Raw genomic sequence first — 13,866 nt, forward strand, 5'->3', positions numbered from 1 at the left:
GATGAGTGAGCGCACGAGATTACAGGCAATAGCCTGTAAAATAAGGTGTTTCAGGATGACCTGTAAGCGAGTGCGCCAGAAGTCGAAGGACTACCGGGCATTAAAGAGATGAAAGTCAAAGCAGTTTCGGTGGGCAAACATCATGATATGTGTTGTCCGCCTTATATGGGGCATTAAACGATTGTTGTTTTCCATGTTTCATTTTCCTTTCAGTAATTGAAAGCATGGCCATTTTATCCAGGAAATGGCGATTAACTGTGAAGGAGATCACCGTTAACTGATCATTTCACAAATAATTAGTCGTTTTTGATGAATAACGCAGATCAAAATGCTGTTTTGTTGATGATGTGTTAATGTTGTGTTTGTTTGGTGTTTTCATTGCGCGAAAATAACCCATAAAATAACGCCTGGATTATTTTTGTGTCTATTTTGGGTGGGTTGATTTCTTTATTTGAAATTAATTTGAATAATTATTCAAATCATAAACCGATAACCGATACCGGTTTCAGTTAATAAATGGCGAGGACGCGCGGGGTCAACTTCAAGTTTTTGACGAAGGTGTCCCATATAAATGCGTAAATAGTGACTATGCTCGACGGCATTGGGTCCCCAGACCTGGCTTAACAGCTGGCGCTGAGTCAGCACCTTGCCATGATTGTTAAGCAAAACGGCAAGCAGACGGAACTCGATAGGCGTGAGGTGGATCTCTTCTTCAGCCCGGGTGATGCGCCGAGCGGCAAGATCGACCTGAATGTCGCCGAAGGTATACACCGGGTCGGAAGGCGTCGTTGCACTATGACGACGCAATGCGACGCGAAGCCGGGCCTGCAGCTCACCAATGCCAAAGGGCTTGACAAGATAGTCGTCTGCACCTGCATCCAGCGCGGCGATTTTATCCGCTTCTTCCGTTCGCGCAGAAAGAACCAGAATCGGCATTTGGCTCCACTGACGAACCTCACGGATAAAATCGATGCCATCCCCGTCCGGTAGCCCCAAATCGAGGATCGCCAGGTCCGGCTTGCGCGTCGCGGCCTCAATTAACCCCCGTTGAAGCGTACCGGCTTCATGAACGCGCAGGCCGTCGGCTTCCAGCGCGGTGCGCAGAAAACGGCTTATGGCGAGCTCATCTTCAACAATCAGGACGTTAATCACAAATCCTCTGGTAATTCATCAAGTTCTGGTGGGGTATCAAGTGGAAGTGTAACACAAAAATGTGCGCCGCCTTCCGGACGGTGCTCTGCCGAAATGGTGCCGCCATGCACGTCAATAATCGCTTCGCAAATAGCGAGACCCAGCCCAACGCCGGGGATCGCAGATTCCTTATTACCGCGCGAAAATTTTTCGAAAATGGCCTTTTCCTGCCCGACCGGAATACCCGGCCCGGTATCCCAGACTTCCAGCTGCAGCGTTTGTGCGTTCACCGTGGCATTAATGCCAATCTGTGCTTTCGCCCCCGCATATTTAGCGGCATTTTCGAGCAGGTTAATCAACACACGCTCGAACAGGGGGCCATCAACGTGAATTAGCGTCAGGGGTTCAGGCATGTTCAATGCGATATGGCGACCGCCCAGGCCGGGCTCCAGCATTTTCAGCGAGCTCCCGACGACCTCTTCCAGCGTGAGCCACTCTTTTTTGAGGTTAAACCCGCCAGACTGGATGCGCGCCATATCCAGCAGGTTATTCACCAGCCGCGTCGTATTCAGCACATGCTGACGGATTTCGCTGGCCTGCATCGCATGTTTTGAACCTTCTGCAGCCAGGTCCAGCGTCAGGATCTCCGACTGACCAAACAGAACGGTGAGTGGAGTGCGTAGATCGTGAGAGAGCGCCGCCAGTAATGAATTTCGGATGCTTTCGCGCTCGCTTGCCAGCCGCGCCTGCTCTTCGCTGGCGGTGAGTGCCAGCCGTTCGAGCGCGCTGGCGACAAGCAGGGTGAAGGTTTCCAGTAAACGTTGCTGTTCGGGGATCATCAGCTGGCGCAGGTTGGTTGGCTCAACGATAACCAGCCCCTGATTTTTATCCGCACTGCGTAGCGGCAGGATCTGATAAGGCACGCCTGGCAAAGTGTCCGTTCCTGCGCCTGCGGGCAGCCCTTTATCAAAACTCCAGCGCGCGATGGCTTCATCCCAGGGCGTCATGCCGGAGGCGGAGGTGAGCGGACGAAGGTTGCCATGCTCGTCCGGGAGCAAGATAAGATTACTGGCGTTAAACGTAGAGCGAATAAATTGCTCGCTGGTCTGGACAATATCCAGCGGCGTGCGGCCGACTGCCAGCGATTTGGACATCTCATAGAGATGGCGCGTACGCTGCTCGCGATAGCGTGCAATACGCGCCTGATAGCGAACGCCCGCCGTCAGGTTACCAATAACCAGCCCGACGGTGAGCATCACGCCAAAGGTGAGAATGTACTGCACGTCGGACACGGCAAGCGTTCCGCGCGGGGCAATGAAGAAAAGATCGAAGCTGACAACGTTGATGACCGTCGCCAGTACGGACGGCCAGCGTCCGTAGAAGAGCGCCACCACCACCACGCCGAGCAGGTAAATCATCACCAGGTTGGCGGCGTCAAAGGCGATCAGCCACTGGCTGGCAATCACGGTAATCAGGGCGCAGAGCACGACGGCGACAAGGCAGCCGCGGATCTGGATCCGCCATTTATCACCAAAGGCGCGGGCATCCGGCGCACGGTTGGGCAGGGGCGTGGGCTTGTCATCCAGCGCCACGATCACCAGATCCAGGTCCGGCGCGCGGCGGGCCAGCTTATCGGCGAAGGATTCACGGCTGAACCAGCGGCGGTGTTGGCGACGACCAATGACAATTTTTCCCAGGTTATGCTCGCGCGCGTAGCGCAGGATGGCTTTATCTTCCTGAGGATCGGAAAGGGTGGCGGTTTCGGCACCCAGCTCCTGCGCCAGCCGCAGCGAGCTGAGGATGGCGCGACGCTGATGTTCCGGCAGAGCATGCAGCTGCGGCGTTTCGACATACACCGCATGCCAGACGCTGCCAAATTTCGCTGCAAGGCGCGCGGCGGTGCGGATCAGTTTCTCATTGCCGCTACCGTGCCCGATGCACAGCAGAATGGCGCCGCGGGTGTGCCAGACGCGTTCTTGCCCCTGCAGGTCGCGCCAGGCGCGCATCTGGTCGTCAACGCGGTCGGCGGTACGGCGCAGGGCCAGCTCGCGCAGGGCAATCAGGTTGCCTTTGCGGAAGAAATGTTCGATGGCGCGTTCGGCCTGACCGGCAATGTAGACTTTGCCCTCGTGCAGGCGCTGGCGCAGGTCGTCCGGCGGCAGATCGACCAGCACCACCTCATCGGCGGAGTCAAAGAAGGGATCGGGCACTGTCTCTCGCACCTGAATGCCGGTAACGCCGCTCACCACGTCGTTCAGGCTCTCCAGATGCTGGACGTTAACGGTGGTGAACACGTCGATGCCGGCTTCCAGCAACTCTTCCACGTCCTGCCAGCGTTTCGGATGACGCGAGCCTGGCGCATTGCTGTGTGCCAGTTCGTCCATCAGGATAAGTGCAGGACGGCGGGCGAGGGCGGCATCGAGATCGAACTCCGTGACCAGCCGTCCACGATGGCTTATACGTCGTGGCGGCTGTGTGGCAAGTCCTTTCAACAGCGCCGCGGTCTCTTTACGGCCATGAGTTTCCACCACGCCGATGAGAATATCGAGCCCCTGCGCCCGAAGCCGCTGGGCTTCCGTCAGCATGGCGAAGGTTTTCCCGACGCCTGCGCAGGCGCCAAAGAAAATTTTCAATTTGCCGCGATGGGCTTCAGCCGTCTGTTCTAGCAGCCTGTCCGGATCCGGGCGCATGGGCTCGTCGGTCATTTAGTTTTTCCTTAGCGCGTCCAGCGCCAGATTCAGCTCAACAATATTCACTACCGGCATGCCGATGAAGCTGACCAGCGGCTTTTGCGTATGCTCAGCGACCAGCTGGCTCACCTGCTCAATGGTCAACTGACGGGCCGCAGCGACGCGCGGAATTTGCCATGCCCCCGCCTGTGGCGTCAGGCTGTAGTCCAGCCCGCTGGCTGAGGTGGTGACCAGCTCTACGGGAACGTCACGGCTAGCCTGCGGGTTGGCGGCGCGCAGGGCGGCAACGCGTTCTGCAACGGCTTTATCCAGCTCCGGGTTGCTGCCCGCCAGGTTGCTGCCGCCGGATGCCATCGGATTATACGGGCTTTCCGCGGTGGCGGAAGGGCGGCCCTGGAAGTAGCGCGCGTCCGTAAAGTTCTGACCAATCAGCCGTGAACCGCGGGATTCTCCGTTCTGGATAATCTGTGAGCCGTTAGCCTGCTCGGCAAACCACCACTGACCCAGCGCGGTGGTCGCCAGCGGGTAAAGCCCGCCGGTAATAAGAGACAGCAGAATAAATAACAGTATAGCGGGACGTAACATCGTCATTTGATTCACCTTTTAGACCAGCCCGAACAGCGTCAGGAGCACGTCGATAACCTTAATACCAATAAAGGGCACAACCAGCCCGCCCAGACCGTAAATCCACAGGTTGCGGCGCAGCATGGCGGCGGCCGTCAGCGGTTTATAGCTCACCCCTTTCAACGCCAGCGGAATAAGAAAGACAATGATCAGGGCGTTAAAGATAACTGCACTGAGAATGGCCGATGCCGGGGAGTGCAGGTGCATCACGTTCAGCGCATTCAACTGTGGATAGGTTGCCGCAAACGCCGCCGGAATGATGGCGAAATACTTCGCCACGTCGTTGGCGATGCTGAACGTGGTCAGTGAACCCCGCGTCATCAGCATCTGTTTCCCGATGTGCACTACCTCAATCAGCTTGGTCGGGTTAGAGTCGAGGTCAACCATGTTGCCCGCCTCTTTTGCCGCCTGCGTGCCGGAATTCATTGCCACCGCCACGTCGGCCTGCGCCAGGGCAGGGGCATCGTTGGTGCCGTCCCCGGTCATCGCGACCAGACGGCCCTCAGCCTGATACTGGCGGATCAGCGCCAGCTTCGCTTCCGGCGTCGCTTCAGAAAGAAAATCATCCACGCCCGCTTCGGCGGCAATGGCGGCAGCGGTCAGGCGGTTATCCCCGGTGATCATCACCGTTTTGATGCCCATTTTGCGCAGCTGTGCAAAACGCTCCTTGATGCCGCCCTTAACGATATCCTTCAGGGCAATCACGCCCAGCACGTTCGAGCCTTCCGCCACCACCAGCGGCGTGGCTCCCTGTCGGGCGACACTTTCGACCAGTTTGTCTACTTCAGGCGGGAAGTGACCGTTGTTGGCTTCGATATGGCGACGAATGGCGTCAACGGAGCCTTTACGTATCATTCGGTCCTGAATATTAATCCCACTCATGCGGGTCTGCGCGGTGAAGGGGACGAAAGTGGCATGCAGGCTTTGCACGTCACGCTGGCGCAGGTTGAAACGCTGCTTAGCCAGAATCACGATGCTGCGACCTTCCGGCGTTTCATCGGCCAGAGAGGAGAGCTGCGCGGCATCCGCGAGCGTTTTTTCATCCACGCCCGGTGCGGGCAAGAAATCAGAGGCCTGGCGGTTGCCGAGGGTGATGGTCCCGGTTTTATCCAGCAGCAGTACGTCGACGTCACCGGCGGCTTCAACGGCGCGTCCGCTGGTGGCGATGACGTTCGCGCCCAGCATACGGCTCATCCCGGCGACACCGATAGCGGACAGCAATCCGCCAATGGTGGTTGGGATCAGGCATACCAGCAGCGCCACCAGTACGGTGATGCTGACCGCCGTGCCGCCATAGGCGGAGAACGGCCACAGCGTCGCGGTTGCCAGCAGGAAAACGATAGTCAGGGCGACCAGCAGAATGGTCAGGGCAATCTCGTTCGGCGTTTTGCGACGCTGCGCGCCCTCCACCATGGCGATCATCCGGTCAAGGAATGTTTCGCCCGGGTTAACGCTGCACTGGATCACCAGCCAGTCGGAGAGAATGCGCGTCCCGCCCGTGACTGATGCGAAGTCACCGCCAGACTCACGAATAACCGGCGCGGATTCCCCGGTGATGGCGCTTTCGTCAACCGATGCGCCGCCTTCAATGACTTCCCCGTCGCACGGGATGATGTCACCGGCCTCGACCAGCACCACGTCGCCTTTACGCAGTTCATCTGCCGGAACGTGGTCCATCTGTGCGCCGTGTTTGGGTTCACGTAATTTGCGCGCGAAGGCGGTTTTTTTGACCCCTTTCAGGCTGTTAGCCTGTGCTTTACTGCGCCCTTCCGCCAGCGCCTCTGCGAAGTTGGCAAACAGCACGGTAAACCACAGCCACAGGCTGATGGCACCGGTAAAGAGTGCATTACCCGGAAGATGCCCCGTACCCATCGCAACTGCCAGCGCGGTGGTGAGTAAACTCCCTATCCAGACGATAAACATCACCGGGTTGTGCCACTGCACGCGTGGGCTCAGTTTTTTCACCGCATCCATGAGGGCCTGACGAACTAACGTCGGTTCGAGCAGGGCCAGTTGTTTACGACTCATGACAAATTCTCCGCAAAATCAGCGTAAAGAGAGGGTTTCCGCGACCGGGCCTAACGCGAGGGCGGGGATAAAGGTCAGGGCACCGACCAGCAGTACGGTGCCAATCAGCAGGCCGATAAACAGCGCGCCGTGTGTCGGTAACGTACCGGTGGTGGTCGGTTGGATTTTTTTGCTCACCAGCGCTCCCGCGATCGCCATCACTGGCACAATCACGCCGAAACGCCCCACGAACATGCAAAACGCCAGCAGACAGTTCCAGAACGGTGAGTTAGCGCTTAAGCCTGCAAAGGCGCTGCCGTTGTTGTTGGCGGCAGACGAGACGGCATAAAGCACTTCGCTAAAACCGTGAATGCCTGGGTTAAAGATGCCGCTGCGTCCGGCGTCGGTCATCAGCGCCAGCGCGGTGCCGATCAGAACGAGGGCAGGGGTGACCAGAATCGCCAGGGCGGTTAATTTCATCTCGCGGACGTCGATTTTTTTTCCCAGATATTCCGGAGTACGGCCAATCATCAAACCGGCGATGAATACGGCGAGCAGAACGAACAGCAGCATGCCGTACAGCCCGGAGCCGACCCCGCCAAAGACCACTTCGCCAATTTGCATTAGCCACATTGGGATCATGCCGCCGAGTGCGGTAAAGGAGTCGTGCATGGCGTTAACCGCCCCGCACGACGCCGCCGTGGTGACCACCGCATACAGGCTGCTGGCGAGAATGCCAAAGCGGCTCTCTTTGCCTTCCATATTGATGTTGCTGTTGGCACCCAACTGCATGAAGTGGCTGTTACCGTTCCATTCGGCCCACATCACCAGCGCCACGCAAACCACGAAGATTAGCGACATTGCCCACAGCAGGGTGCGCCCCTGACGGCGATCGTTAACCACATCGCCAAAGGCAAAACACAGCGCGGCGGGGATCAGGAAGATCGCCAGCATTTGCACCATGTTGGTCAGCGCCGTTGGGTTTTCAAAGGGATGCGATGAGTTGGCATCGAAGAACCCGCCGCCGTTAGTGCCAAGCATTTTAATCGCTTCCTGCGAGGCCACTGGCCCCATAGGCAGGAGTTCTTTTGCGCCTTCCAGTGAGGTATATGGGGCATAAGGCAGCACGTTTTGCAGGGATCCTTGCTGGATAAAGAACAGCGCAATCAACAGTGCCACAGGCACCAGCACCCACAGGGTTATGCGCGTCAGATCGACCCAGGCATTGCCCAACGTGCCAATGTTCTGACGGGCAAATGCACGCGTCAGGGCGAAGATCACCGCTATCCCGCTTGCCGCAGAGAGGAAGTTTTGCACGGTTAAGCCAGCCATCTGACTGAAATAGCTGAGCGTGGTTTCACCGGCATAAGATTGCCAGTTCGTGTTGGTCACAAAGCTCACTGCTGTGTTCAGCGCCAGATGCCAGGACAGGCCCGGCAGCTGCTGCGGATTAAGCGGCAGGCTCCCCTGCAGCATCAGCATGGCGAAGAGAACAACCCGCCCGACGATATTTACCAGCAAAATGGCCATCAGATACTGACGCCAGTTCATCTCCCGATCGTCTATTCCCAGTACCCGCCAGATCCCTTTTTCAATGCTTCCCGTGCCCGGTAAGGCTACGTTGTTGATCAGCCGTGCCAGTCCTGTTCCCAATGGCCTGGCCAGTACGAACAACACCAGTAAAAAGCTGGCGATAAGCAAAAACGCCTGAGCAGCCATCAGAATGCCTCCGCATTAATCAGGGCGTAGACCAGATAACCCAATAACAGGAACACCAGCACAATGCCGGCAATCAAACCTGCACTCACAATCCACCTCCGGGTGACATTTGTATTTGTGCTAAAGGTAGGATTTACGGCGCAAAGATTTCGCAAAAATCAGGCGGGAGGGTGTAAAAAAAGTATAAAAATGGAGATACCCACAATTTAACTATTGATAAGTAAATCGTTAACTTTTTTGTAACTTAATTACGGCGTGAATGTAAATATTCACTAAATGGATAAAAATAAGTGGTCGGATGAGTAGTAAAATTACAAACAAAGCGATATTATTTTAGCCAGGTCACAGATTTTGAATTTTCCGGATGACGTTTCCGGCCAACTATAGGGGAGAAAAATATGGATCTTTATAAAGAGTTTCCGGCTCATATCATTTTCATGCGTCGCACTTTCGCCGTAGTGGCTGGCGTGCTGGCACTGCCGGTAATGCTGTTCTGGAAAGATCGTGCACGTTTTTATAGCTACCTGCACCGCGTCTGGGCGAAAACCAGCGAGAAGCCGGTGTGGATGGATCAGGCCGAGAAAGCGACCTGCGATTTCTACTGATACGAAGTCTACACACAGCAATAAAAAAACCGCCTACATCAATGTGGCGGTTTTTTTGTCCCTCGGGATTCGCGGTCCGTTGGGTGGTCTTGCAGCCCCTACCCGGGATTTTTATCATACCCTCCTGCAAGCAGATGGCAATCCCTCGAAGCCTTTATAAAATCCTAATTTTATTTGAGTATCTTACCTTTGCAGCGGATGTTAATTATGATGCTGCGTCCCTTTCCGCCATCTCGCAAATGGGCATCGGTCCTGGGAAAGTTGTATTCACAGCCGTAAAGCAGCCCGCCTACCCGGGCTTGTGTCCACCGACTTATCACCGGTGGTGAACGGTGGAGCGGTTAGCTGCAGGGACCGCATAATGAAACGCTATTTTTGCATTGCGTTCATTGTCGCCAGCGTACTCGTTGTGAAAAGTGATGAACCGACCGTGTTTGTTGCATTTACCACGATAGCGCAGGACAAGTAGCGTTAAGGCCGCCCCGCCTTTTTTATTTCATCCCGTCTACACTTCATGGCAAAGTAGTTCAATGCATGCTTTTTCCTTTTACGGCATGCCCTTACGGACATAATGGACAATTGCCTGGAGTTTTATGCCCACCCATCTGGTTTGGTTTCGCGCGGACCTGCGCGTACATGACAATATCGCCCTTGCGGCAGCCTGCCGCGCCAAAGACGCTAACGTACTGGCACTGTTTATGGCTACGCCCGAGCAGTGGCGGCAGCACGATATGGCCCCCCGACAGGCGGCCTTGCTCCGGGCGTATCTGAACGATCTGCAGCACTCGCTTGCCGGAAAAGGCATACCGCTTCTCTATAAAGAGGTGAGTGATTTTGCCGCGCAGCTCCAGACGCTGCAGGAGATCTGTGAGCAGCATGACGTCAGGCATCTTTTTTATAACTACCAGTATGAATTCAACGAGCAGCAGCGGGATCGTCAGCTGGAGAACGTGCTGGAAGGGGTCGTCTGTGAAGGGTTTGACGACAGCGTGATGCTGGCACCGGGCAGCGTGATGACCGGCAACCACGAGATGTATAAAGTTTTTACGCCGTTTAAAAACGCCTTTATCAAACGCCTGAAGGAGGCGCTGCCGGAGTGCGTTGCCGCGCCTGCCGCGCGGGGCGAGCCCGTGACGGATTTGCCAGAGCTGACGTTTGATTACCCTCAGCAGGCGTTTGATGAAACGCTGTTTCCCGCCGATGAGAAAGCGGCTATTGCCCAACTCCGGCAGTTCTGTAAACAGAATGCGGCTGATTACGAAGCGCGTCGGGATTTCCCCGCCGTTGAAGGCACCAGCCGTCTGTCGGCCTGTCTCGCGCTGGGTGCGATCTCTCCCCGCCAGTGTTTGCATCGGCTGCTGGCAGAACAGCCGCAGGCGCTGGACGGAGGCGCAGGGGCTGTCTGGCTCAATGAACTTATCTGGCGCGAGTTCTATCGCCACCTGATGACGTATCACCCTGATTTATGTAAACATCGCCCATTCATTCAATGGACTGATAATGTAAGGTGGCAGTCGAATGATAAGCAGCTCAGAGCCTGGCAATCCGGACAGACCGGTTTCCCCATTGTCGATGCCGCCATGCGTCAGCTCAATGAAACCGGATGGATGCACAACCGCCTGCGGATGATTACCGCCAGCTTTCTGGTGAAAGATCTGCTTATCGACTGGCGTATCGGAGAGCGCTATTTTATTTCTCAGCTGATCGATGGCGATCTCGCAGCGAATAACGGTGGCTGGCAGTGGGCGGCCTCCACCGGCACCGATGCGGCTCCCTATTTTCGGATTTTTAATCCGACGACGCAGGGACAAAAATTTGATGCGGACGGCGAGTTTATCCGCCAGTGGGTACCTGAACTTAACGTTGTCCCCGCGAAAGCGATCCACGACCCATGGACATGGGCGGATAAACAGGGCGTAAAGCTCGATTATCCCCGTCCGGTTGTCGACCACAAACAGGCACGCGTCGCCACGCTGGCGGCGTACGAAGCCGCGCGCAAAGTATGAGAGAGTGATGATGAAAAACAGCGAACTGGAAAGCCTGATTAACGAAAAACTGAACAGCACCTCCTTCAGCGACTACGGCCCGAACGGCCTGCAGGTGGAAGGGCGTGAAACGGTGCAGAAAATTATCACCGGCGTGACGGCAAGCCAGGCGCTGCTGGATGAAGCCGTGCGTCAGGAAGCCGATGCGGTCATCGTTCACCACGGTTATTTCTGGAAGAACGAATCCCCTATTATTCGCGGCATGAAGCGCAACCGCCTGAAAACATTGCTGGCAAATGACATCAACCTGTACGGTTATCACCTGCCGCTGGATGCGCACCCGGAACTGGGTAACAACGTGCAGTTAGCGCAATTGCTGGGTATTACCGTGATGGGGGAAATCGAACCGCTGGTGCCGTGGGGCGAACTGGCGATGCCGGTTCCGGGTCTGGAGCTGGCGTCGTGGATCGAAGCGCGCCTCGGACGTCGTCCGCTGTGGTGTGGCGACACGGGACCCGATACCGTGAAGCGTGTGGCCTGGTGCACCGGGGGCGGGCAGGGCTTTATCGATAGCGCCGCGCGTTTCGGCGTTGATGCCTTCATCACGGGGGAAGTGTCTGAGCAGACGGTTCACTCCGCCCGCGAGCAAGGGCTCCATTTTTACGCGGCAGGTCACCATGCAACGGAACGAGGCGGCATTCGCGCCCTCAGCGAGTGGCTGACGGAAAATACCGATCTGGATGTGACCTTTATTGATATTCCCAATCCGGCCTGATGAGAGGTGCCCGAGTGCAGAGAGCGCGTTGTTATCTTTTGGGTGAAACCGCCGTCGTACTGGAGCTTGAACCCCCGGTCACGCTTGCCACGCAAAAGCGTATCTGGCGGCTGACGCAGCGTCTGGCCGATATACCTGAAGTGGTTGAAACCATTCCGGGCATGAACAATATCACCGTCGTGCTGCGCAACCCGCACACGAAAGCCCTGGATGCCATCGAACGCCTGCAGCGCTGGTGGGAAGAGAGCGAAGCGCTGGAGCCGGAATCACGTGCCATTGAGATCCCGGTCGTCTATGGCGGCACGGGGGGGCCGGATCTTGGCGTTGTGGCAGCGCACTGCGGGTTAACAGAAAAGCAGGTGGTTGAGTTGCACAGTTCAGTTAACTACGTGGTCTGGTTCTTGGGGTTTCAGCCCGGCTTCCCGTATCTGGGCGGATTGCCTCCCCAACTGCATACGCCGCGTCGTGCCGAACCGCGTCTGAGCGTACCGGCGGGGACGGTGGCTATCGGCGGCGAGCAAACTGGCGTTTATCCGCTGGCATCGCCCGGCGGCTGGCAGCTTATTGGGCACACGGCTACGCCGTTATTTGAACCCGGACGGGAGACGCCAATACTCCTGCGTCCCGGCGATACCCTTCGCTTTATCCCGCAAAAGGAGGGGGTATGTTAACGCTTATTCGCGCAGGGCTTTACACCTCTGTGCAGGATGCAGGCCGATTTGGCATGCGTCAGTCCGGCGTGAGCTATTGTGGTGCGCTGGACAGGCCTGCGCTGGAGATTGCTAACGTGCTGGTGGGCAACCCCGGCAGTACGGCCGCGCTCGAAATTACGCTCGGCCAGTGTGTGATTGAGTTTGGTCAGGAGACCTGGTTTGCCTTAACCGGCGCAGGCTGTGAGGCCACGCTGGATGGTAAAGCGGTGTGGACCGGCTGGCGGCTGCGGGCGAAAGCCGGACAGCGTCTGACGCTCAAGCGTCCGCTACACGGTGTGCGTAGCTATCTCGCGGTGGCTGGCGGCATTGACGTGCCGGAGGTGCTGGGCTCATCCAGTACCGATCAGAAGGCGGGCATCGGCGGGCATGAAGGGCGTCTGCTGCGCGACGGCGACCGGCTGGTAATCAAGCCCTCCGCGCGCCATTTCGCCACCACGCAGGGCGTAAAGCAGCTGCTGTGGGGAAACCAGATCCGCGCCTTACCGGGGCCGGAATATCACGAGTTTGACGAGGCTTCCAAAGAGTACTTCTGGCGCTCGCCGTGGAAGCTCAGCCCGCAGAGCAACCGTATGGGCTACCGCCTGCAGGGCCAGCCGCTGACCCGCACGACGGACCGGGAACTGCTCTCCCATGGGTTATTGCCGGGGGTCATTCAGGTGCCGGGCAACGGTCAGCCTATTGTGTTGATGAACGATGCGCAAACCACGGGCGGATACCCGCGAATTGCCTGCATCATTGAAGCCGATCGCTATCATCTGGCGCAAATTCCTCTCGGGCAGCCGATTCACTTTGTGCAGTGTTCACTGGAGGAGGCGCTTAAGGCGCGGCAGGATCAGCAGCGTTATCTCGAACAGCTGGCGTGGAGGCTTGATGGTAAAGATTGATTTAAATGCCGATCTGGGCGAGGGCGGAAGCGCAGATGCTCAACTGATGATGCTGGTCTCCTCGGTCAATATCGCCTGTGGCTTTCACGCGGGCGATGCGCAAACCATGCTGGAGAGCGTGCGTAATGCCATCAAAAACGGCGTCGCGATTGGCGCTCATCCGAGCTTCCCGGATCGGGAGAACTTTGGCCGCACGGCGATGGATCTGCCGCCGGAGACGGTCTACGCTCAGGTGCTCTACCAGATTGGTGCGCTGGAGGCGATGGTGCGCGCTGAGAACGGTGTTATGCGCCACGTGAAGCCGCACGGCATGCTCTACAACCAGGCGGCGAAAGCCCCGGCGCTGGCGGACGCTATTGCCCGCGCGGTGCGGGACAGTAATCCGCAGCTTATCCTTGTAGGTTTGGCTGGTAGCGAGCTGATTCGCGCCGGGAAGCGGCTGGGGCTGACTACGCGTCAGGAAGTCTTTGCCGACCGCGGCTATCAGCCCGATGGCAGTCTGGTCCCGCGCACGCAGGCCGGGGCGCTGATAACCGATGAAGGTAAAGCGCTGGCGCAGACGCTGGAGATGGTGTGTGCCGGGCGGGTGACCGCCGTGGACGGAACACTGGCAAACGTTCAGGCCGATACGGTGTGTTTACACGGCGACGGCGAGCATGCGCTTCAGTTCGCGCGCCGCTTACGGGCGGCGTTCTCTGAAGAGGGCATTCTGGTCAGCGCAGAATAATCAGGA

At 57.2% G+C, this 13,866-nt stretch carries 13 protein-coding genes; 6 read left to right on the plus strand and 7 right to left on the minus strand.

Annotated elements, in window-relative coordinates:
- Nucleotides 1–90 precede the first annotated feature (90 nt).
- The 7 genes from speFL to kdpF form a co-directional block, all read right to left on the minus strand.
- Entirely contained in the window at nucleotides 91–195 is a 105-nt protein-coding gene (speFL, locus tag ENTMO_RS25725; RefSeq protein ID WP_003858645.1) for a leader peptide SpeFL, read from the minus strand.
- Nucleotides 196–474: 279 nt separating this feature from the next.
- Nucleotides 475–1,152, minus strand: coding sequence for a two-component system response regulator KdpE (gene kdpE, locus ENTMO_RS0107250; protein WP_010428667.1), 678 nt, complete (start codon nucleotides 1,150–1,152; stop codon nucleotides 475–477).
- A complete protein-coding gene (gene kdpD, locus ENTMO_RS0107255) occupies nucleotides 1,149–3,836 on the minus strand; it encodes a two-component system sensor histidine kinase KdpD (RefSeq protein WP_010428668.1) in 2,688 nt (895 codons plus the stop codon). Before kdpD ends, kdpE begins: the two co-directional genes overlap by 4 nt.
- Nucleotides 3,837–4,412 carry a potassium-transporting ATPase subunit KdpC gene (kdpC, locus tag ENTMO_RS0107260; protein ID WP_010428669.1) on the minus strand — a complete coding sequence of 192 codons (576 nt, stop codon included), beginning with the start codon at nucleotides 4,410–4,412 and terminating at the stop codon, nucleotides 3,837–3,839. It abuts the gene before it with no gap.
- A 12-nt stretch (nucleotides 4,413–4,424) separates the two neighbouring features.
- Nucleotides 4,425–6,473 carry a potassium-transporting ATPase subunit KdpB gene (gene kdpB / locus ENTMO_RS25865; protein WP_010428671.1) on the minus strand — a complete coding sequence of 683 codons (2,049 nt, stop codon included), beginning with the start codon at nucleotides 6,471–6,473 and terminating at the stop codon, nucleotides 4,425–4,427.
- 18 nt (nucleotides 6,474–6,491) lie between these two features.
- Nucleotides 6,492–8,171 (minus strand): potassium-transporting ATPase subunit KdpA, encoded by a 1,680-nt coding sequence (gene kdpA / locus ENTMO_RS25870; protein ID WP_010428673.1) that lies wholly within the window; start codon nucleotides 8,169–8,171, stop codon nucleotides 6,492–6,494.
- The gene (kdpF, locus tag ENTMO_RS25145; protein ID WP_014069365.1) at nucleotides 8,171–8,260 is read right to left on the minus strand and encodes a K(+)-transporting ATPase subunit F; all 90 of its coding nucleotides are present in this window, start codon (nucleotides 8,258–8,260) and stop codon (nucleotides 8,171–8,173) included. The genes kdpA and kdpF overlap by 1 nt, the downstream gene beginning before the upstream one ends.
- Nucleotides 8,261–8,569: 309 nt before the next feature.
- On the opposite strand from kdpF, the gene ENTMO_RS0107280 reads away from it, so the two are divergent.
- The 6 genes from ENTMO_RS0107280 (at nucleotide 8,570) to pxpA (ending at nucleotide 13,860) form a co-directional block, all read left to right on the plus strand.
- On the plus strand, nucleotides 8,570–8,776 hold the full coding sequence (locus ENTMO_RS0107280) for a YbfA family protein (protein WP_003858637.1): 207 nt from the start codon (nucleotides 8,570–8,572) through the stop codon (nucleotides 8,774–8,776).
- Between the two features lie 593 nt (nucleotides 8,777–9,369).
- A complete protein-coding gene (phrB, locus tag ENTMO_RS0107290) occupies nucleotides 9,370–10,782 on the plus strand; it encodes a deoxyribodipyrimidine photo-lyase (RefSeq protein WP_010428679.1) in 1,413 nt (470 codons plus the stop codon).
- Between the two features lie 10 nt (nucleotides 10,783–10,792).
- A complete protein-coding gene (locus ENTMO_RS0107295) occupies nucleotides 10,793–11,536 on the plus strand; it encodes a type 2 GTP cyclohydrolase I (protein ID WP_010428682.1) in 744 nt (247 codons plus the stop codon).
- 14 nt (nucleotides 11,537–11,550) lie between these two features.
- Complete coding sequence (gene pxpB / locus ENTMO_RS0107300) at nucleotides 11,551–12,207, plus strand: 5-oxoprolinase subunit PxpB (RefSeq protein ID WP_010428688.1); 657 nt, start codon at nucleotides 11,551–11,553, stop codon at nucleotides 12,205–12,207.
- On the plus strand, nucleotides 12,201–13,133 hold the full coding sequence (gene pxpC, locus ENTMO_RS0107305) for a 5-oxoprolinase subunit PxpC (protein WP_010428692.1): 933 nt from the start codon (nucleotides 12,201–12,203) through the stop codon (nucleotides 13,131–13,133). The genes pxpB and pxpC overlap by 7 nt, the downstream gene beginning before the upstream one ends.
- Nucleotides 13,120–13,860, plus strand: coding sequence for a 5-oxoprolinase subunit PxpA (gene pxpA / locus ENTMO_RS0107310; protein WP_010428694.1), 741 nt, complete (start codon nucleotides 13,120–13,122; stop codon nucleotides 13,858–13,860). Before pxpC ends, pxpA begins: the two co-directional genes overlap by 14 nt.
- Nucleotides 13,861–13,866: the final 6 nt, after the last annotated feature.

Origin of the sequence: Enterobacter mori LMG 25706 (assembly GCF_000211415.1) — a bacterium.
Taxonomy (GTDB): Bacteria; Pseudomonadota; Gammaproteobacteria; order Enterobacterales; family Enterobacteriaceae; genus Enterobacter; species Enterobacter mori.